Origin of the sequence: Fluctibacter halophilus, from assembly GCF_020687825.1 — a bacterium.
Lineage (GTDB): Bacteria > Pseudomonadota > Gammaproteobacteria > Enterobacterales > Alteromonadaceae > Fluctibacter > Fluctibacter halophilus.
Genome location: NZ_JAJEWP010000001.1, coordinates 885,940 through 906,722 on the forward strand (window position 1 = coordinate 885,940; position 20,783 = coordinate 906,722).

Below are 20,783 nucleotides of genomic sequence, written 5' to 3' on the forward strand. Positions count from 1 at the left end.
TTGCAGACAGCGAGATGGCAAATGACGAGCAACGAAGCATTGTGCGACATTGGTTTCATTGGTTTGGGGGTGATGGGCAAGAACCTGGTCCTCAATCTGGCAGACAATGGATACAGGATAGCGTGTTTCGACCTCGACAAAGACAAGATTGATGCCATCATCGCCCAGGATCGGGAAGAGCACGGTCAGGGCACACCTCGCGTCGTGCCGTGTCGTTCTTACACCGAACTGTTGTCCAAGCTTAAAGCCCCTCATCTGATCATTTTATCTGTTCCTGCGGGTGAACCGGTCGACCATGTGTGTCACCTGTTGATCGATGCAGGCATCAATGCCGATGACATTGTGGTGGATACCGGTAACAGCTTGTGGACTGACTCGGTTGAGCGGGAAGCAAACTATAAAGGCAAGTTCATCTTCTTCTCCACCGCGGTGTCCGGTGGCGAAGTTGGCGCCCGTTTCGGGCCGTCGCTGATGCCTTCCGGCGACCCGTATGCCTGGACGCGTATTGAGCCTGTCATGCAGGCCATTGCGGCCAAGGTCGATCCGCAAACCGGATTGCCCATCGAATCCCATGTGCCCGGCAAACCGGTCACTGAAGGGGAGCCTTGTGCCACTTACATCGGTCCGGTGGGCTCGGGGCACTACGTCAAGATGGTGCACAACGGCATTGAATATGCCGACATGCAGTTGATCTGTGAAGCTTATCAAATCATGCGTGACGGCTTGGCCATGAGCCCGGCTGACATTGCGGCGACCTTTCGTCGCTGGAACGATGGCAAGCTCAACAGCTACCTGATGGAGATCAGTGCCGAAGTGCTGGAGCAGACCGATGCGCAGACCGGCAAGCCGCTGGTGGATGTGATCCTCGATAAGGCGGGTCAGAAGGGCACCGGGTTGTGGACTGCAGTCAGTGCACTGCAGGTGGGTAGTCCGGCGCAAACCATCGCCCAGGCGGTGTTTGCCCGCAGTATCTCAAGCCTCAAATCCGAACGGGTCAAAGCAGCAACCCTGTTGACCGGTCCGGCCAAGCAGGCGGTCAGCGACAGTGAGCGAGAGGATGCCATCAACCAGTTGGAAGATGCCCTGTACTGCTCCAAGATCTGCGCCTATGCACAAGGCTTCCAGTTGATGGCGATGGCATCGAAAGAGCAGGGCTGGTCACTGGATTTTGCAGAAATTGCCAAAATCTGGCGCGCAGGTTGTATTATCCGCGCGGTCTTCCTGCAAAGCATTACCCAGGCTTACGAGAACGATGACAAACTCGAAAACCTGCTGTTAGACCCATTCTTTGCCCGGCAAATCGCACAATTGCAACAACATTGGCGTCAGGCAATTGCCCGCGCAACCATGCTGGGTATCCCCTGTGCCGCCATGTCGTCGGCACTGAATTACTATGATTCTTACCGGGCCGACGTGTTACCGGCCAGCTTGCTGCAAGGACAACGGGATTATTTCGGTGCCCACACCTACGAGCGGGTCGATCAGCCGGCGGGCAAAAAATTCCATACTGAGTGGAGTCAGCCAGGACGACCGGAAGTGAAAATCAAACGCTGATCATTGCACGTTACCACCTTTTTAAAGCGGCCCCCGGGTCGCTTTTTTAATGCGCTTCTGCCAGACTCAACCCATCACGTGGAACAGGTTGAGCGAATGATGAAACTGACGGAACAACAATGGCGGGAACGGCTCAGTGATGAGGAATTTCGCGTCTGCCGCCAGAAGGGCACGGAATACCCCGGTAGCGGTGAACTCCTGCACACCACAAGCAAAGGGCGCTATTGTTGCAAATGCTGTGGTGCACACTTGTTTGACAGCGACACCAAGTTTGATGCCGGGTGTGGCTGGCCGTCTTTCTTTGCCCAGGCGGCTGCCAATAATGTGGTGTTTCAACCGGATAACAGTCATGGCATGGAACGCACGGAAATCCTGTGTAAACACTGTGATGCGCATCTGGGGCATGTGTTCGAGGACGGTCCTGCACCCACAGGGCAGCGATTCTGTGTGAATTCCGTGTCGTTGACCTTTGAAAATACGCCCTAGGTCTGTTTTGTAGGCTTTACAGCTAAAAAATGACTTTTTTTGCTTTTTTTGTTTGAAATGAAGTTACAGATTTTTGCGTTTAGACCCCTGTAAAATGGCTGCTTTGGGCCAATTTGTCGGGTGATGGACCAATTTGATGGAAAATTACTTTCAAAAATGAACCAAGGTGGTTCTTGCTCTGTCGGGGTGAAACTTTTCGACAATTTGGCCAATTAACAACCTTTCATTAGAATGGCGCGCGTTTTCGGTACTGTTGTGCCGGGTAACCATACTTTCGCCACATTATTTTGTCGTAAGGGCCAATCATCATGAACCAACAATACGAGCAGGAATTGCAAGCCAGCTGGCAAGAACGCCAGGAATTTGCCGAACTGATGCAACCGCTTCTGGGTAAACTGTACCGTGATCAAGCGGTCGAAGTGTCTGTCTTCGGTCGTCCATTGCTGGGTGCCAGCACGATTGAGATCATCAAGGCACACCGTACTGTTCGCTTGTACACCGGTAACAAACTGCGTTTGCGCGAGAGCTTCCCGCTGTTGGAAACACTGGCCGGTATGAAACTGGCGCCAGCCCAGATTGATCTGGGTAAGTTGGCCTACAGCTATCACTACGAAGGCAAGTCCGAGAACATGGACATCGACACCTACCTGCGCGAAGCGCTGGGCGAGATCGTTGGCAGTGCCGACAACCATGCCCCGCAAGACGTGGTGTTGTACGGTTTTGGCCGTATCGGTCGTTTGTTGGCCCGTCTGCTGATTGAGCGTCAGGGTAAAAGCAACAAATTGCGCCTTAAAGCCATCGTTGTGCGTGGCGGTAAAGAGGGTGATCTGGAAAAACGGGCCAGCCTGCTGCGTCGTGACTCTGTGCATGGGCCGTTTAACGGCAGCATCACCGTTGATCATGAACGCAATGCCATCAAAGCCAATGGCGCTTACATCCAGGTGATCTACGCCAACGGTCCTGAGGAAGTCGATTACACCCAGTACGGTATCAACGATGCTATCGTGATTGATAACACCGGTATGTGGCGTGACCGCGATGGCCTGGGTCTGCACCTTAAATCAAAGGGCGCTAAGAAAGCGATCCTGACCGCGCCCGGCAAAGGTGATGTGAAAAACATCGTATTCGGTGTTAACGATGCTGACATCCTGCCAGAAGACACGATTTTATCCGCCGCCAGCTGTACTACCAACGCCATTACTCCGGTACTGAAAGTGTTGGATGAAGAGTTTGGTATTGAGAACGGCCATGTTGAAACGGTTCACTCGTTTACCAACGACCAGAACCTGATCGACAACTTCCACAAAGCCGAACGCCGTGGACGCAGTGCGTCACTGAACATGGTGATCACAGAAACCGGTGCTGCCAAAGCCGTGGCCAAAGCCTATCCCAAACTGGCGGGTAAGCTGACCGGTAACGCGATTCGGGTGCCCACACCGAACGTGTCCATGGCGATTTTGAACCTGAACCTGGCGAAATCGACGGATCGTGAATCATTGAACGCCTTTTTGCGTGATGTGTCGCTGTTCTCAGGTCTGCAGCACCAAATCGAGTTCACTGCCTCAACCGAAATTGTATCTACCGACCTCGTAGGTACCCGTGCAACGTCGGTGATTGATTCACAGGCGACGATTGTGGCTGACAATCGGGTCACTTTGTACGTCTGGTATGACAACGAATTCGGCTACAGCTGTCAGGTAATGCGCTGTGTGCAGGCTATGGCGGGATTGACCTATCCCACCATTCCGGCAAAATAAGCCCAGTCTTCGTTACTTAAGCCCGCTGACGCGGGCTTTTTATTATGTCTGAAAATTCTGAAACTGTTGTGCCCAAAACCCGCTGGCAACGCCTGAAATGGTTGCGAGAGGGCCTGTTGTGGAGCGCATTGCTGTTCGCGATCATGGCCTGGCAAGGGCGGGATTTATTGCCGGACGACGGTACAGTGACGGTACCCCATCGCGTACTGCCATCGTTACAGGGGGCGTTAATGCCGCTGCATCAATCAGGACAGCGAACGCTGGTGTACTTTTTTGCACCCTGGTGTCAGGTGTGTGCGGTCAGTATCGGTAGTCTGGAGTCAATGACCGACGAAGATATTCGCGTGGTGGCGGTGGCGTTGGATTTCCAGGCCATCGATGAAGTGCAACGGTTTGTGCGTCGTCATGAGGTACAGGTGCCGGTGTTGCTTGGTGATACCGCGTTAAGGCAGCAATTTGCGGTCAAAGGCTATCCCACTTATTACATCATCGATGGGCAAGGCAAAGTGGTTGCCGGTACCATGGGATACAGCACGGGGTGGGGCATGCAGTTACGAAATTATTTGTCGCGGGACTAAAACTTGCTATGCGGAATGTGTTAGATTAGCGCGGTCAAATTCAACCCCCAAAAGGGGCAGGGAACAATAATGAGAATTAGCAGTAACTTTGACAGCGGCAATATCGACGTCATCAAGGCGGATGCCGCCGACGATATTCAGCTACGTATTCGAAAAGACAATCAAAGCGACTTTTATCAGTGGTTTCATTTCCGTCTGGACACCATGCCTTTTGTGGCGCATACCCTGACCATTGGTGATCTGAAAACCTCTGCCTACCCGGATGGCTGGGCCGATTATCAGGCCGTTGCGTCCTATGACCGGGACACCTGGTTCCGTGTTGATACCTCATTTGATGGCAGCAGTCTGACCATTGAGCATACGCCAGAACACGGCCAGGTCTATTACGCCTATTTTGCGCCATACAGTTATGAACGTCATCTGGACCTGCTGGCCAGTGCTCAGGTTGAGGGGCTGAGTCACCTTGAACACCTGGGTGAAACCCTTGACGGTCGCGATATGTCACTGTTGGTGATTGGACAACCCGAAGCCGGCAAAAAGGCCATTTGGATCACTGCTCGTCAGCACCCCGGTGAAACCATGGCTGAATGGTTGGTCGAAGGGCTGATCAATCGTCTGCTCGATCAGGACGACGGTGTCGCGCGTCGATTGCTGGAAAAAGCCGTGTTTTATATCGTACCGAACATGAACCCGGATGGCAGCGTGCGTGGTCATTTGCGTACCAACGCGGCAGGGGTCAACCTCAATCGGGAATGGGCAACACCGAGCATGGAAAACAGCCCCGAGGTGTTCCTGGTGATGGAAAAAATGGCCAAAACCGGCGTTGATATGTACCTTGACGTGCACGGTGATGAAGCCTTGCCGTACAACTTTGTTGCGGGTTCAGAGGGTAATCCGGGCTATTCTGCGCGCATCCAGTCGTTGGAAGAGCGTTTCAAACAAGCCTTGATCAACACCACGCCAGAATTTCAGGATGAACACGGCTATCCCAAAGACAAGCCAGGTGAGGCGAACATGACCGTTGCCTCCAATGCGGTGGGGCAATTGTACGATTGTTTAGCCTATACCCTGGAAATGCCGTTTAAAGACAATGCATTGCTGCCTGACCCGCTATTCGGTTGGTCGCCGGCACGCTGTAAGCAGTTGGGTGAAGACGTATTGGTTGCTACTATGGCGGTGGTTGAAACATTGCGCTAATCGTTCGCTGGGAATAAAAAAACAACAATAAGGGGAATAACCTTGGAATCGTTACACAGCTTTCTGAACATGCTTGACGGCCATTTGGGCGGAGCCTTCTGGTTTCCGTATGTGCTGCTGGGCGTGGGTCTGTTTTTCACAATCTATCTGAAGTTTCCACAGGTTCGCTATTTCAAACACGCCTGGAAAGTGGTGACCGGTAAATACGATCGCAAAGGTGCGCCGGGTGATACTACCCACTTCAGGGCACTGGCAACGGCCTTGTCCGGCACGGTCGGTACGGGAAATATATCCGGGGTGGCGTTTGCCATTTACCTCGGTGGGCCTGCCGCACTGTTCTGGATGTGGGCAACGGCCTTTTTGGGCATGACCACCAAATTTGTTGAAGTGACCTTGTCGCACAAATACCGTGTGCAAACCGAAGACGGCACGATGGCTGGCGGTCCGATGTATTACATGGATCGTCGCTTGAACATGAAGTGGTTGGCTGTGGCGTTCGCCATTGCGACAGTGATCAGTTCATTCGGAACCGGAAACCTGCCACAAAGTAACGGCATCGCCAGCAGTATCGAAGCCACGTTTGGTTTTGAGCCGTGGATTGTCGGCAGTGTGTTGGGTATCTTTCTGGCCCTGGTTATCCTCGGTGGTATCCAGCGAATTGCCGCAGTCACGTCCAAAATCGTTCCCTTTATGGCGGTGTTGTATGTGATTGGTGCCTTTGCGGTGATCTTCGCCAATCTGGAAAACATCGGTCCTGCGTTTGCCTCCATTGTTGGTGATATCTTTACCGGGTCGTCAGCGGCCGGCGGTTTCCTTGGCGCTACCATCGCTTACGCGTTCAACCGTGGGGTCAACCGTGGCTTGTTCTCTAACGAAGCCGGTCAGGGTTCCGCGCCGATTGCTCACGCTGCCGCCAAGGCGGATGAGCCAGTGTCCGAAGGGATGGTGTCGATCCTGGAACCGTTCATCGACACGATTATGATTTGTACCCTGACAGGCCTGGTGATTTTGTCATCTGGCGTATGGCAGGAAAAGCACCAAAATACCTTCGAACGCGCCAGCCTGACCATCGTGGCCGGTGAATACCAGCAGGATGTCGATGCTGATCGCCACGCCCTGTTTGAATTCCTCAATGAAGTCGATGGACATTCAGTAGAACCGTTCAACGGTACCATTGAAGTGGTCAATGGCAAGGCGGTAAGTGACGGTTTCACCATAATTCATGCCCGCTCTATTGCTGAAGACGTGCGCTTCAGTGTGGCCACTGAGGAAGATCCCTATACAGGTACACTTAAGATCACCCAGGGTAACCTGGAAAAAGACAACATCGTTTTGTCCGGTAAGTCGCTGGTGCACTCGGCTGCATTGACCACCATTGCATTTACGCGCGGATTTTTCGGCGACTTCGGTCAGTATATTGTGTCGATAGGTTTGTTGTTGTTCGCGTTTTCAACGGCGATTGCCTGGTCTTACTACGGTGACCGTGCAATGACTTATCTGTTGGGTCCACGCTCGGTGATGCCGTATCGGGTTATCTATGTTGCCGGTTTTGTCTGGGCCAGCTTCTCTGATACTGAATTGGTGTGGGCGCTGGCCAGTGTGGCCATTGTGGTGATGACCCTGCCCAACCTGTTTGGCATCATGATGCTGCGCAAAGAAATGAAAGCATCCGTTGCGACCTATTGGGAAGACTTCCATAAGCAGCACCCCAAAGAGTAAAACAGCCTGTCAGATGTAAAAACGCGGCACTGGCCGCGTTTTTTGTGCCCTTGATAGGGCGTAGTGTGAACCGGGTGGCATTTTACGGTATAGTCCGCCCATGATATCCACCAAAGCGAGGGAGTGAAGTATGGCCCTGATTGATTGTCCAGCCTGTAGCAAAAAAATTTCCGACAAAGCACCTAGCTGTCAACATTGTGGTTTCGCAGTCGGTGAGGCTTCCAGCGAAGATATCGCGCGCAAACAAAGTTTGCAGAAGTTTCAGAAGGTACACAGCATTCAGAACCAGTCTCTGGTCGCCATGCTGCTGTTTGTGGCCGGTTTCGGCTTTATGTACTGGGGCGGCACACGCCCGGGCGATGTACAGCACACCGCGGCGATTGCCTGCTCAGTGGTGGGGTTTTGTTGGTACGTGGTTAACCGTGTGCGGTTAGTGTTTGCTAAACGGGCGGACTGACATGAACATTGATGCATTGGTCAGCCACATTACGCCGGAAACATACCAACGCTTGCTCAGCGCGGTTGAGACGGGGAAGTGGGCTGACGGTACACCGTTAACCGACGATCAGAAAGCATCGACCTTACAAACGGTGATGTTGTATCAGGCCAAAGTGCTGAAGTCCCGGGAACACATGTCGGTCGGTGAGAGCGGCGATATTGTGCACAAGAGCAAACAGCAGCTCAAAGCCCAGTTCAGTGACAACGAAGACATTGCCCGTTTTGGTCACGATGATCTGTGAGCCATCTGGGGTACCTCGACAGCCCGTCGCTCTTTCGGTACCAACACTCTGGGCAGGCGAATGTCAAAGCGGGTCCCTTGGCCTTGTTCTGACGTCAGACTGATACTGCCCTCCAACGTCTGGGTGACCAGATTATGCACAATGGATAACCCCAGTCCGGTACCTCCGGAGTGGCGCTGTGTGGTGAAAAACGGCTCCAGCGCATGCTTTAACACCTCCGGCGCCATACCATTGCCGTTGTCCGCAAAGGTGATCATGACCTGTTCGCCCTGTTGAGACAGTGTGATGGTAATCACCGGTGCTTCAACCGGCGGATTGAACGCATGTTTGCTGGCATTGATCACCAGGTTGGTGAAGATTTGCGCCAGAGCACCGGGTAATGTGCGCATGGCAATGGGGGCTGAACCCTGCACATCAAAGGTGACCTGTTGTTTTTTGGTCACCGGTCGCAAGCTCTGTAGTGTGCTGTTGACGTAGCCGACTAGCTCAATCTCCATCACGTCGAAGCGATTCTGATCGACTGCGGTGTTTTTGAAGTGACTGATCAGTTCAGCTGCACGGGACAGGTTGCGTTGTAACACATCCTGAGTCTCATTGAGCTGGGCAAGCTGGTTTTCCATATTGCGGCGGGTGAGGGTCTGTGTGTCGAGCTGTTTAGACAATTGTTTCAGTACTTCTGATGCGGTGGTACTGGCGGTGATTGCCACACCCAATGGCGTATTGACTTCGTGGGCCACCCCTGCAACCAATGAGCCCAATGCCGCCAGCTTTTCCGATTCAATCAGTTTTTTCTGTGTTTCTTTGAGGTAATTGAGGTTGTCTTGCAGTGCCTGTGTACGCTCCTGGATCCGCTCTTCTAGCTGCTGATTGAGGGTTTCCAGTTGACGCTGGTATTGTTCCCGCTCACAGGCCGTCAAGGCCCGGCCATAGAGGTCTGCCAGGGCGGCGACAAAAGTGGCCTCATCCGTTTGCCACTGGCGTGCACAGCCAATGTGCTCACAACAGATGATCCCGATCATATCGCCGTGATGGCGAATGGGCACATCCAGCATTGCCGCTATGTTCAGCGGTGTCAGGTAGTTTTCACTAAACGCACGGGTTGCCGGGTGTTGATGTGCATCATCCGCCAGAATACTGCGTTGGGTATCCAGGGCGGTGAAATAGTCGGGAAAGTCTGCGCGCTCTAAACGCAGGTTTTCACTGCTGGTCGCGTGGTAAGTGTCAATCAATTGCTGGCACACGATACCTTGTCGCTTGCCTTCCCACAGCCAAATCCCCACCCGCTGCAATGATAAGCCTTCGATCACGGCGTTCAGTATCACTGTATTGGCGGCAACCATGTCTCCGCTGTCGATATCGGGGTGCATTGACACGTTTAACAACACGTTTTCCAGATCGCTTCGCACGGTTCCTGCCAATAAAGAGTGTTGATTAAAGGTTAGCCTATTTGAGAGTGGCTAAAAACACAATCTCATTGGTGTAGGTGCAAACCAGGCCTGAAAGATGGAGACACCCTAATCGTTATTTTCATTCACCTGTGAACAGATCTTGAACTATTGTTTTTGATGAACAATAAAAAACGTTCATAAATATCAAGGCGGATCAGCGACTTGGTTATTGTGGGCTCGTCTTGAGGAATGCATTGTGGATTTCGCAAAACTACGTTTATCAATAAAGCTCGTCGTCATTGTCGGCGCCTTGATGGCAGCGGTAACCCTTATCTTTCTGTTGGTCACACAACTGTCACTGGGGGGCAGTCAGAAAGACATTGTGGCGGAAGTAGAGCAGACCACTCTGGTGCAGATTGAATCCAGTTTGAAAGCCCAGGCCGGTCAGAGTGGTGAACAAGTGGCGACACTGATTGAGCGTATGTTCCAGTTTCCTCGCACGGTGGCCAGTCAGTTGAGTGGCACCATTGAACGTAACGACCGACAGGTATTGTCGCGCGAGCAGGTGAATTTGTTGGTCAAAGACACCCTTGCAGTAAGTAAATCCTCAGCATTGTATGCCCAGTTTGAAGCCAATCAGTTTCATGATCCTGACAGCCAGTATGTGTCCGGTACCGTGCATTCCGTACCCGGTGTTGGTAGTCTGGAAATCTACTTCGTGCGCGAGCCAGACGGTACCCTGGTGCAGGAAATCGTCGATGATGCTGATGAAAAATACGACGACACGGTGGATGAATACGGCTTTCGTGCCGCCGAGTGGTTTCTGTGTGCCAAAGACAGTGGTAAAGCCTGTGTCGTGAATCCCTATCAGTACGAGATCAGAGAGGGTTACGAAGAGCTGATGACCAGCCTGATTGTACCGGTGATGGCCAACGGGCGTTTTCGCGGCGTGGTCGGGTTAGACATGAACCTGCCCATCATTCAGCAACGGGCACTGTCGCTGCAAAGTACCCTGTATGGCGGCAAGTCAGAAGTCTATGTGGTCAGCCAGGATGGCTTCCTGGCGGCTGCCACCGGCGCCGAAGAGAGCCTGGCAAAACCGTTTGCGTCGCTGAAAGGCGAAAAGCAAGCCGCTCAGCTGATGGCATTGGCGACTTCCCAGGACAGTGTGCGGATTGGAGACAACCTGTATGTTGCCGCCCCCATTAATATTCCCAGCGCAAACACCCAATGGACCATCATTTTGGGGGTGGATTATGACGTGGCGATGGCGCCGGTACAACGGGTTGCTATGGCCGTTGATGATGAAGTGGCAGCCTTGATGCTTAAGTTGTTGATGGTCGCTTTAGTACTGATTGGCGGCGCGTTATTGTTGGTTGCACTGTTCAGTCGCTCGGTGGTCAGGCCGGTATCGCTGGTCGCACAGCGGATGGCCAGTCTGGCGGGACAGGGCGGCGACCTGACCCAAAAACTGACGGTCACCAGCCATGCAGAGCTAATCCAGTTAGCAGATAGCTTTAATGGTTTCCAGGCAAAAGTCAGGGAGTTGCTGGAGCAGGCTAAACAAGCGAGCCGTGAGGTGTCAGACAGTGCAGGCCAGACACAGTCATTTGCCAACAAAACCAATACTCAGATTTCTCGCCAGAACGACGAAGTCGACAGTGTGGTCACTGCAATTACCGAGATGTCACAAACAGCCCGTGATGTCGCTCAAAATGCCGCAGAAGCGGCCAGCAGCGCGATGGCCGCCAGCCAGGAAGTGGAAGCTACCGAGAAGTTACTGAGTAACTCGGTGTCTGAAGTGAACGCGATGTCGGATGAAATGGGTAAAGCGTCGTCTGCAGTATCGGCGGTATCCCAGCGCTCCGATAATATCCGCAAAATCCTGGATGTGATTGGTGAGATTGCTGATCAAACGAATTTGCTTGCGCTTAATGCAGCCATTGAGGCGGCCAGGGCAGGGGAGCACGGTCGGGGCTTCTCTGTGGTGGCTGATGAGGTCAGAACACTGGCATCCCGCACCGCCGAATCTGTGGGTGAAATTGGTCGGGTAATTGATGATCTGCAGCGGGAAGTGACCCACACGGTCAGTGTGATTGACCAAGGTACGGGTAGAGCGTCATCGGCCACCGAACGATCGGCGGAGTCATTGGCGCGGATGCGCTCGATCGTTGGGGATATCAGCCAGATCAGTGATCGGGTCACGCAAATGGCCGCGGCAGCCGAAGAGCAAAGCACCGTCAGTGAAGATCTTAATCAGAACATGGTCAACATCAGCGACGCGACGGCGGAGATCACCCAACTGTCATCTTCTTCACTGGCCAGCGCCCAAGCGATATTGGCCAGTACGCAGCGCCTTGAAGCACAACTGGCCAAACTAAAAACCCAGTAGGCTCAGGGCGTCAGCTCACCACACAGGTTTTGTTGTAGCTGCTGTTTGATTTGTTCAACGCTGAGGGATTTACTCAATAGGTAGTGTAACTTTGCCAGCGCCGCCTCGGGGGTCATGTCCATGCCTGATACCACGCCCACTTCGCGCAATACATGGCCATTGGCATAGCCCGCCATGTTGACTTTGCCATGAATACATTGGGTGCAATTCAGCACGATAATGTCGTTATCACGGGCGTTTTCCAGTTGCGCCAGCAAGGCCGGATTTTGCGGCGCGTTACCCACACCATAACTGAGCAATATCAGCGCTTTTACCGGTTGTTGCAGTGTATTTCTAATCACTTCGGCACTGATGCCGGGATACAGGGTGATAACGCCAATGGGTTGGGGAGACACTGGGCTGACGGTCAATGCGTTGCGTTGGTGTGGTTTCACGGTTCCGGCTTTGACTTCGATGTTGATACCCGCGGTCAGCAACGGGTCACAGTTGGGCGATCCAAAAGCGTCGAAGCCATCCGCATCAAGTTTGCGGCTGCGATTGCCGCGTAATAGCTTGTTGTTGAAAAACAGTGACACTTCCGGGATCGGAAAATTGGCGGCGATATACAGGGCATTGAGCAGATTAACCTGACCGTCTGAACGCAGCTCAGCCAAGGGAATTTGCGAGCCGGTCACAATCACTGGCTTACTCAGGTTCTCGAGCATGAACGACAACGCAGAAGCGGTGTATGCCATGGTGTCGGTACCGTGCAGGATGATAAAACCGTCATAGTCATCGTAATTGGTCTGTATATCATCGGCGATTTGCTGCCAGTCCGAAGGACTCATGTCGGATGAATCGATCAGGCTGTCGTACTCGTGCAAAGTAAAGTGGGGCATTTCATCGCGATGAAATTCAGGCATATCCGCCAATGTATCACCCAGAAATCCTTTGGCGGGCACGTATCCGTGCTCGGAAGGCCGCATGCCAATGGTGCCACCGGTATAGGCGACGTAAATGTGTTTTTTCATCGTAGCTTCGCAGTCCAGCATTCGTTGCGCGCTAGTGTACAACCTGCATCCCCTCGCTGGCAAAGTTGTTACAGAATTTTACCGTGGCTTTCCAAGCTCCGGCTTTCTGCTAGCATGCCCATTCACTGCATAACGAAAATGAGAACCCTATGAAGTCTACCATCCCTTTTAAAACCCTGGCGCTGGCCGCCAGCATTGGCCTGTCATTGGCGAGTGCCAACCCTGCGTATGCGCACCCCGCCCCTGAGCATGAACAGACCCAATACGCCGAATCGGCGGCGTCTGTGTTGAAACAGGTGGTAGAAGACTACTTCAACGAAAGTCTGGCGCGTAGCCCTGTGTATGCAACCTTTGTTGGTGTTCATGATTATAACGATCAGTTTGGCGAGCCGATCTCTGAGCAGGCTTTGGCCGATGATCTGGCATTTCATAAGCGCTACCTGGCGCGCATTGACGCCATCGACGTTGATAAACTGCAAGGGCAGGACTGGTTGAGCTACAAAATTTTTAAACGGGATCGGGAAATGGCCATCAAGTGGCATCGTTTTCCCGGCCATCTGATGCCCCTTTCTCAAATGGGTGGACCCCACACTTACTTTGCGATGCTCGGCTCGGGATCCAGTGCCCAGCCGTTCAATACCGTTAAGGATTACCGCGACTTTATGTCCCGCTCACAAGGCTTCGCAACCTACATGGACAGTGCCATTGCTGCGATGAAGCAGGGCATGGAGTCGGGGGTCGTGTTGCCCACACCGATTGCACAAAAAGTATTGCCGCAACTACAGGCGCACGTGGTTGATGATGTCACGCAAAGCGTTTTCTACGGACCTGTTGCGGGCATCGATGGGCTTGCGGATATCAGCGATGAAGAAAAAGCGTCCCTCAAGCAACAGTACATTGACACCATCAATTCGGTGATCATCCCGGCCTATCAACGTACTTATGCGTTCATGAACGATGAATACCTGGCGAAAACCCGAGAAACGGTGGGTCTGTCCGGGCTGCCGGACGGAAAAGCCTGGTATGAAATGCAAATCGCCAGTAACACCACGCTACCGCTGACAGCAGAAGAAATCCATGACTTTGGCAAGCAAGAAGTGGCGCGCATTCTGGATGAAATGAACAAAGTGAAGCAGACCGTTGGTTTCGACGGTGATTTGCCGGCCTTCTTTGAACACCTGCGTACGGATGACCAATACTATTTCGATTCTGAGCAGGCGGTGATTGATGGCTACAACGCGGTGAAAGAAAAGATCAACGCGCGGGTAGGCAAACTGTTTGAGGTATTCCCTAAAGCTGACTACGAGGTGCGTCCGGTAGAAGCCTATCGGGCTGCATCCTCAGCCGGTGCAAGCTATCAGTCGCCAGCACCTGACGGCTCCCGCCCGGGCATTTTTTACATCAATACCCATGATCTGAAAGCCCAGCCCAAGTTTCTGATGGAAACGCTGAGCATTCATGAGGCAGCACCGGGTCACCATTTCCAGATTGCAATCCAGCAGGAAGTGGAAGGGCTACCGTCATTCCGGAAATTCGGTGGTTACACGGTGTTTGCTGAAGGATGGGCGTTATACGCGGAAAGCCTGGGCAAGGAACTGGGATTGTTTACCGATCCGCTGATGTGGTACGGACGTCTGGCGGACGAGCAGTTGCGCGCCATGCGTTTGGTGGTTGATACCGGCTTACATGCGTTCGGCTGGTCCCGTGAAAAGGCCATTGCATTCATGCGCGATAACAGCTCCATGGCTGAGAGCGACATTGTGTCCGAGGTTGAGCGCTACATCTCTATTCCGGGACAGGCATTGGCGTATAAAACCGGTGAACGTCACATCCGTCACCTGCGTGAAAAAGCCCGTCAGGCGCTGGGTGAACAGTTCGACATCAAAGCCTTCCATACCCAGATATTGATCGACGGCTCACTGCCGATGCCGGTGCTGGAAGCCAAAATTGACCAGTGGATCGCGGCGCAGCAATCCACCTAAATGGTTTGAGCGGCGTTTTTGTGTCAACGAAAGCGCCGCACACCTTGCCATGGCGGCGCGGACTGTGGTTAACTGGGAATGTAAATAAACTGTTAACAGGTTCAGCGCCACATGATGCAACAAGTTGATGTCCGTCAGGTCGATGCATTGCTCGAAGAGTACGGAGAAAGCCACCAAAACAAGACCAATGTTTTCATTCATGTGATCGCGGTACCCGCGATTTTCTTCGTCACCCTCGGCCTCGTCTGGTCGATACCCACCCCTGCTTTTTTGGACTATTTTGCTGTCACCTGGGCCCATGTCGCGGTCATTCCGATGCTGTGGTACTACTTTAAATTGTCGGGGCCAATTGGCGCCGCGATGACGTTGATGACCATCGCCGGTTTTATGGGCATCAAGCTATTGGAATATTGGCAGTTGTCGGTCTGGCAGGTGTGCCTTGGGCTGTTTGTGGTGATGTGGATCCTGCAATTTGTCGGTCACCATATAGAGGGTAAAAAGCCGTCATTTTTCAAAGATTTGCAGTTTTTACTGGTGGGCCCTGCATGGTGGTGGACCCATTGGTTGAAGCGCATGAACATTCACTACTGATCTTCACGCTTATTGGGTAGAATCCGCCCTTTGGGCCGGGTTCTGCGACCAGTGACGAAATGCACAAGACCAACGACAACGATCTGTTGCCTCGCTCCCGTATACTATTCAACAATGGTAAAAATGAGATTTCACTTTGATTCAGTGGCAAAAACTGTACGAAAACCGTGAACGCCTCTTCTGGACACTGCATACCGCAGGGTGGGGCGGGTTTGCAATCGTCTACTACATCGGTTCCTTTCTTCATGACATGCGCAGTATTTGGCTGTTCGTTATTGTCCTGAATGCTTATTCCGGTTGGTTACTGACCATCCCTCTGCGTTACATCTTCCGTTGGGCCCGTCAGCAGAATGTATGGCGCATGTTATTGACGGTGTTTGGCAGCGCCTACCTGACTGCATTGGCCTGGGCGGTGGTGAAGAACATCAATTACTGGGAGATTTACAAGCACGGTTATCGCCCGGATGAGTGGTACATGTATTTCCAGAACACGATCAACTCGTTGATCATGGTGGTGTGTTGGAGCGGCTTGTATTTCGGGATCAAAAACTTCCAGATGCTGCAAAAAGAGAAGCAAAATGCGCTTAAAGCGTCAACCATGGCCCACCAGGCACACCTTAAGATGCTTCGCTACCAGCTTAATCCGCACTTTTTGTTCAACACCCTGAATGCCATTTCCACGCTGGTGTTGATGAAAGAGAATAAAACCGCTGAAGCCATGGTAAGCCGGTTGAGTGACTTTTTGCGTTACTCGCTGGACAAGGATCCGATCAAGAAAGTGCCATTGCAGCAGGAGATCCAAGCACTGGATTTATACCTGCAGATTGAAAAAGTCCGTTTTGATGAGCGTCTGTCGGTAACCTGGGATGTGCAGGAATCGGTCAAGCAGGGTCTGGTGCCAAGCCTCATTCTGCAACCGCTGATTGAAAATGCCATCAAGTATGCCATTTCAAAAATGGCCGCCGGCGGTCAGATCAGCATTGTGGCGAAATCCTTTGGTAAAGATTTGTTGCTCGAAGTAGCGGATAACGGCCCCGGTGCCGACATTGAAAAGGGCCAACTGCACCGTAACAACGGTGTCGGCTTGCCAAATATTCAAGAACGTTTACAGTCACTGTACGGCGATAATTTCTCATTCACGATTGCCCACAATCAACCGACGGGCGTCAAAGTCAGTATTCGGATCCCATTTGAAGTCAATGAAGATGCAAACCAACATTAAAGCGCTTATCGTTGATGATGAGCCCCTGGCCCGCAAAGGCCTGGCATTACGCCTAGCGGAGTTTGACCATGTAACCGTGATTGGCGAATGCCAGAACGGACTGGATGCCGTCACCGAGATTGTTCAATCCCAGCCGGATTTGGTGTTTCTGGACATACAGATGCCCGGGTTAAACGGTTTTCAGGTGATCAATAAGCTGCGCGAGTTGCAACAGCCCATTCCATTGATCATTTTTGTTACCGCCTACGACACCTATGCCATCAAGGCGTTTGATATCCACGCGTTGGATTACGTGCTCAAACCGGTCGATGATGCCCGTCTGCAAGAAGCGCTGGAGAAGGTGGAGCAAGTGTTTGCCATGCACCAGGAAGGTGAGCACAAACACAAGCTGGCGCGTCTGGTGGCCGATTTTACCGGCGATGACTGTGAAGACATTCTGCGCCGACTGGCTGCTGGTGAGGCGTTGGATACCCAACGTTATCCGGATGTGCTGGCGATTAAGGATGGTACGGAGGTAACCCGCGTACCGATCAGCGACATTCAGTGGATTGACGCCGCCGGCGATTACATGTGTGTACATGCAGGCGATAGCACCCACATTATGCGCCGCACCATGAAGGAGCTCGAAGAAGAGCTCGATCCACGCCGTTTTGTGCGGGTGCACCGTTCCGCGATTGTGAACATTGCCTATGTCAAAAAGCTGGTCAGCCATGTGTCCGGTGAGTATCACCTGGTGCTGGAAAATGGCACCGAATTGAAGGTCAGCCGCAGTCACCGTGACCGGGTCAAGGAAATGATCCACCACTGAGTCGCTGCGACCAAACCCGGAAAAACCACGCCCTGTAGCGTGGTTTTTTTATGCCCTGTGTGCGCCAGAATCGGGCGAAATTTTACATTTTGTTACAGCTTGTCCGTGGGCGGTTGTTCAACGCAAGAAACCAGCGTCTAACGGATTTAAACTTTTTTGTAAAACCGATCGACCTATAGTTAGCCACACACAATCTTATTGCTATGTGCTCGCTATGGACATCACTCGCACCGCCATCAAAAACGCCACCGGGATCGGTATTGTCGTCGCCATTATCGCCGTTCTGGGTTTATACAGCTTATTCAACCTGCCGGTTCAATTGTTCCCGGACATCGAACGACCCACCATTTCGGTGCAGACGTCCTGGCGTGCCGCGTCGCCTCAGGAAATAGAGTCGGAAATCCTTGAGCCTCAGGAAGAGGTGTTGCAGGGGCTGCCGGGCTTACAAAGCATGCGGGCCTTTGCCAATCAGGGTAACGCCTGGATCAATCTGGAATTCGGCTTAGAGACCGACATGCAAAAGACCCTGATCGAAGTGATCAGCCGCATGAACCGGATCCCACCCTTACCCCGTGATGCGCTGTCGCCCAACATTATGTTGGGGGGATGGGGCGGCGGCACACCGGCGCTGACCTATTTCTTTTTACAAAAACTGCCGGGCAATCCAAACCCAATCAACAGCTACGTCACCTATTTTGAAGATGCCGTTCGCCCTCAACTGGAGTCAATTCCCGGTGTGGCAAGGGTCAGAATGGAAAGTGGCGTGGGCGGCGCGGAAGAATTCCAAATTGTGTTCGACCCTTACCGCGCGGCAGAGCTGGGCGTTGATCTGACCAACATTACCCGTATGTTGGGTTCCGCCAACGATGTATCCGGTGGCTTTGTCGAAGTGGGGCGGCGACGCTATACCATGCGTTTTGAAGGCAAATATGAGCCCCAGGAAATGGGCGAGATGATCCTCGAGTGGCGGGATGGCAGCCCAGTTAAACTGTCTGACATCGCCGATATCCGCATTCAGCGTGCCGACGGTTCCAACTTCAGCGTGCAAAACGGAAACCCTGCCATTTCGATTCGCATCGATCGGGAGAACAGCGCCAACGTGTTGTCTACCCTTGAAGCGGTGAAAGCCAAAGTAGAGGAGCTCAACCAATCGGTACTGGCGGATGAGCAACTCACCATGGCGCAATCCTTTGACGCGTCGGTGTTTATTTATCGAGCCATCAACCTGGTGACCAGTAACCTGATGATTGGTGTGTTGCTGGCGGTGGGTATCCTGTGGTGGTTTATGCGTCAGGCCCGGGCAACCTTGATTGTGGCGCTGGCGATTCCGATTTCTCTGCTGTCGACCTTCGTTGTGTTGCAAATTACCGGGCGCTCGCTGAACGTGATTTCACTGGCCGGTCTGGCATTCGCGGTGGGAATGGTGCTGGATGCCGCCATTGTGGTGCTGGAAAACATCGTTCGGCAACGTAAGCACACACCCGATAGTCATGAGGCCGCGCACATTGCCACCAAGCAGGTGTTTGGCGCCTTGATGGCATCCACTGCAACCACGGTGGCGATTTTTATTCCGGTCATGTTCCTCAACGATGTAGAAGGGCAGTTGTTTGCCGATCTGGCCCTGACCATCGCCATCGCCGTGAGCTTTTCATTTCTGGTTGCGGTCACGGTATTGCCGGTGGTGGCCAGTCGCTGGTTGCAAAAAAGCTTGCCAGCGGATCGCCTCGAAGGGGTGTGGGAGCGTATTGCCTCGGGGGTGATGAAACTCAGTCAGACCACTCGTCGCCGCATTGCCATTATCGCACTGATGATGAGCATCCCTGTGGCGGCCAGTTATCTGCTCATGCCGAAACTGGATTACCTGCCGCCGGTGAAGCGGGATGCCATCGACGCGTTTTTCAATTTCCCGGCCGGTGCCAGTGAGCAGTTCATTGAACAGGAAGTTATGTCACTGGTGGTGGAGCGTCTTAAGCCGTATATGGCCGGTGAAAAAGAGCCGGCGTTGAAAAACTATTACATCATTACCTGGCCCAACGGCGGCACCATTGGTGTCCGCGCCAAAGATCAGGAAGATGTGCGTGCGTTGGAAACCCTGGTGCGGGATGAAATTCTCAAGGATCTGCCCGACACCCAGGCGTTTGCCATGCAAGGCAACCTGTTTGGCGGTTTCGGCAATGGCCGTTCGATCGACTTGCGCCTGCAAGCCACAGATCAGGAAGGCCTGACCGCAGCGGCCCAGCGAGGCCTTGATTTGCTGCGTGAAAACTTCCCCGGTGCCAACGTGCGTGCCAACCCCAACCTTGAACAAGCAGAGCCGGAATTGCAGTTCTACCCCAATGATGCCCGCATCATGGAAGTGGGTTATGACCGTGCCCGGGTCGCCAACCTGATCCGTGCCATGGGCGATGGCATGTATGTTGGTGAATATTTTGACGGCATCAAACGGATGAACATCATCTTCCGTACCCAGGACTGGCAGGATCCGGAGCAACTGGCGGTCACCCCAATCCTGACCCCCAGCGGTGAAATGGTCCAACTGGGCGAGTTGGTGCGCGTCGAACGTGCGGTCGGCCCGAGCCAAATCCAGCGTGTTGATCGTCGCCGTACCCTGAGCCTGAACCTGAACCCACCGGAAGGAATGTCATTGGAAGAAGCGATGACCATCATCCGCGAAAAGGTTGAACCGGGTATTCAGGCCGTAATGCCACCGGACGGTGCCATCAATTATGGCGGCAGCGCAGATAGCCTGAACACCGCAATTGCCACCATGAGCCAGAACTTCCTGTTTGCCATGGGCTTGTTGCTGGTGCTCATGGCAGGGCTGTTCCGCTCGATCAAAGACAGCCTGCTGGTGATCCTGTCGATCCCACTGGCCACTGTCGGCGGTATCATTGCCATCCGCCTGCTGAACCTGGTGACGTTCCAGCCGATGGATCTGTTGACCATGATTGGTTTTATCATTTTGCTCGGTTTGGTGGTGAATAACGCGATTTTGCTGGTCCACCAGACCCGCCTGGGCGAAGGTGAAGGCCTGTCCCGTCGTGAAGCGGTCCACCAGGCGCTGCTACTGCGCCTGCGGCCCATTTTTATGAGCACCCTGACGTCCATCTTCGGCATGTTGCCACTGCTCCTGTTGCCGGGGGCTGGCAGTGTCATCTATCGCGGCCTGGCCGCGGTGATCGTTGGCGGTATGACCGTCAGTACCATTTTCACTCTGGTGTTGTTGCCTACCTTGTTACAAATCGAGGGGCTGGGGCTGCGCAAGACGCGCTCCGCCCGCGCAGGCAATGGTGTGCCTACCGAGTTGGCAACCCAGAAAATGCAGAAACTGCATGACAACGCATAACACATTGAACCAT

16 protein-coding genes are annotated in these 20,783 nt (G+C 53.1%); 14 read left to right on the top strand and 2 right to left on the bottom strand.

Annotated features, from left to right (window positions below; translation table 11 throughout):
* Positions 1-21: 21 nt before the first annotated feature.
* From gndA to LJ739_RS04160, 8 genes are all read left to right on the top strand, one after another.
* On the top strand, positions 22-1,554 hold the full coding sequence (gndA, locus tag LJ739_RS04125; protein WP_229157327.1) for an NADP-dependent phosphogluconate dehydrogenase: 1,533 nt from the start codon (positions 22-24) through the stop codon (positions 1,552-1,554).
* Between the two features lie 99 nt (positions 1,555-1,653).
* Positions 1,654-2,040: a peptide-methionine (R)-S-oxide reductase MsrB gene (msrB, locus tag LJ739_RS04130; protein WP_229159421.1), complete on the top strand. Its 387-nt coding sequence runs from the start codon at positions 1,654-1,656 to the stop codon at positions 2,038-2,040.
* Positions 2,041-2,348: 308 nt separating this feature from the next.
* Entirely contained in the window at positions 2,349-3,797 is a 1,449-nt protein-coding gene (locus LJ739_RS04135; RefSeq protein WP_229157328.1) for a glyceraldehyde-3-phosphate dehydrogenase, read from the top strand.
* 44 nt (positions 3,798-3,841) lie between these two features.
* Positions 3,842-4,375, top strand: coding sequence for a TlpA family protein disulfide reductase (locus LJ739_RS04140; RefSeq protein WP_229157329.1), 534 nt, complete (start codon positions 3,842-3,844; stop codon positions 4,373-4,375).
* A gap of 69 nt (positions 4,376-4,444) precedes the next feature.
* A complete protein-coding gene (locus tag LJ739_RS04145; protein ID WP_229157330.1) occupies positions 4,445-5,572 on the top strand; it encodes a M14 family metallopeptidase in 1,128 nt (375 codons plus the stop codon).
* A 42-nt stretch (positions 5,573-5,614) separates the two neighbouring features.
* Positions 5,615-7,291: an alanine/glycine:cation symporter family protein gene (locus LJ739_RS04150; protein WP_229157331.1), complete on the top strand. Its 1,677-nt coding sequence runs from the start codon at positions 5,615-5,617 to the stop codon at positions 7,289-7,291.
* Positions 7,292-7,421: 130 nt separating this feature from the next.
* A complete protein-coding gene (locus LJ739_RS04155; protein WP_229157332.1) occupies positions 7,422-7,748 on the top strand; it encodes a hypothetical protein in 327 nt (108 codons plus the stop codon).
* Position 7,749: 1 nt separating this feature from the next.
* On the top strand, positions 7,750-8,031 hold the full coding sequence (locus LJ739_RS04160) for a YeaC family protein (protein ID WP_229157333.1): 282 nt from the start codon (positions 7,750-7,752) through the stop codon (positions 8,029-8,031).
* Here the strand turns inward: LJ739_RS04160 and LJ739_RS04165 are convergent.
* A complete protein-coding gene (locus LJ739_RS04165) occupies positions 8,016-9,437 on the bottom strand; it encodes a sensor histidine kinase (protein WP_229157334.1) in 1,422 nt (473 codons plus the stop codon). The genes LJ739_RS04160 and LJ739_RS04165 overlap by 16 nt on opposite strands.
* A 238-nt stretch (positions 9,438-9,675) precedes the next feature.
* On the opposite strand from LJ739_RS04165, the gene LJ739_RS04170 reads away from it, so the two are divergent.
* Complete coding sequence (locus LJ739_RS04170; protein WP_229157335.1) at positions 9,676-11,811, top strand: methyl-accepting chemotaxis protein; 2,136 nt, start codon at positions 9,676-9,678, stop codon at positions 11,809-11,811.
* Between the two features lie 2 nt (positions 11,812-11,813).
* Here LJ739_RS04170 and ansA read toward each other — a convergent pair whose 3' ends face one another.
* Positions 11,814-12,821 carry an asparaginase gene (ansA, locus tag LJ739_RS04175; protein WP_229157336.1) on the bottom strand — a complete coding sequence of 336 codons (1,008 nt, stop codon included), beginning with the start codon at positions 12,819-12,821 and terminating at the stop codon, positions 11,814-11,816.
* 149 nt (positions 12,822-12,970) lie between these two features.
* Here ansA and LJ739_RS04180 point away from each other — a divergent pair, with 149 nt between their 5' ends.
* The 5 genes from LJ739_RS04180 to LJ739_RS04200 all read left to right on the top strand — a co-directional run bounded on the left by LJ739_RS04180 (position 12,971) and on the right by LJ739_RS04200 (position 20,770).
* Positions 12,971-14,803: a DUF885 domain-containing protein gene (locus LJ739_RS04180; RefSeq protein WP_229157337.1), complete on the top strand. Its 1,833-nt coding sequence runs from the start codon at positions 12,971-12,973 to the stop codon at positions 14,801-14,803.
* Between the two features lie 111 nt (positions 14,804-14,914).
* The gene (locus LJ739_RS04185) at positions 14,915-15,394 is read left to right on the top strand and encodes an Mpo1 family 2-hydroxy fatty acid dioxygenase (protein ID WP_229157338.1); all 480 of its coding nucleotides are present in this window, start codon (positions 14,915-14,917) and stop codon (positions 15,392-15,394) included.
* Between the two features lie 139 nt (positions 15,395-15,533).
* Positions 15,534-16,616: a sensor histidine kinase gene (locus LJ739_RS04190; protein ID WP_407646759.1), complete on the top strand. Its 1,083-nt coding sequence runs from the start codon at positions 15,534-15,536 to the stop codon at positions 16,614-16,616.
* A complete protein-coding gene (locus tag LJ739_RS04195) occupies positions 16,600-17,424 on the top strand; it encodes a LytR/AlgR family response regulator transcription factor (RefSeq protein WP_229157340.1) in 825 nt (274 codons plus the stop codon). The genes LJ739_RS04190 and LJ739_RS04195 overlap by 17 nt, the downstream gene beginning before the upstream one ends.
* A gap of 214 nt (positions 17,425-17,638) precedes the next feature.
* The gene (locus LJ739_RS04200) at positions 17,639-20,770 is read left to right on the top strand and encodes an efflux RND transporter permease subunit (protein ID WP_229157341.1); all 3,132 of its coding nucleotides are present in this window, start codon (positions 17,639-17,641) and stop codon (positions 20,768-20,770) included.
* The last annotated feature ends 13 nt before the right edge of the window (positions 20,771-20,783 follow it).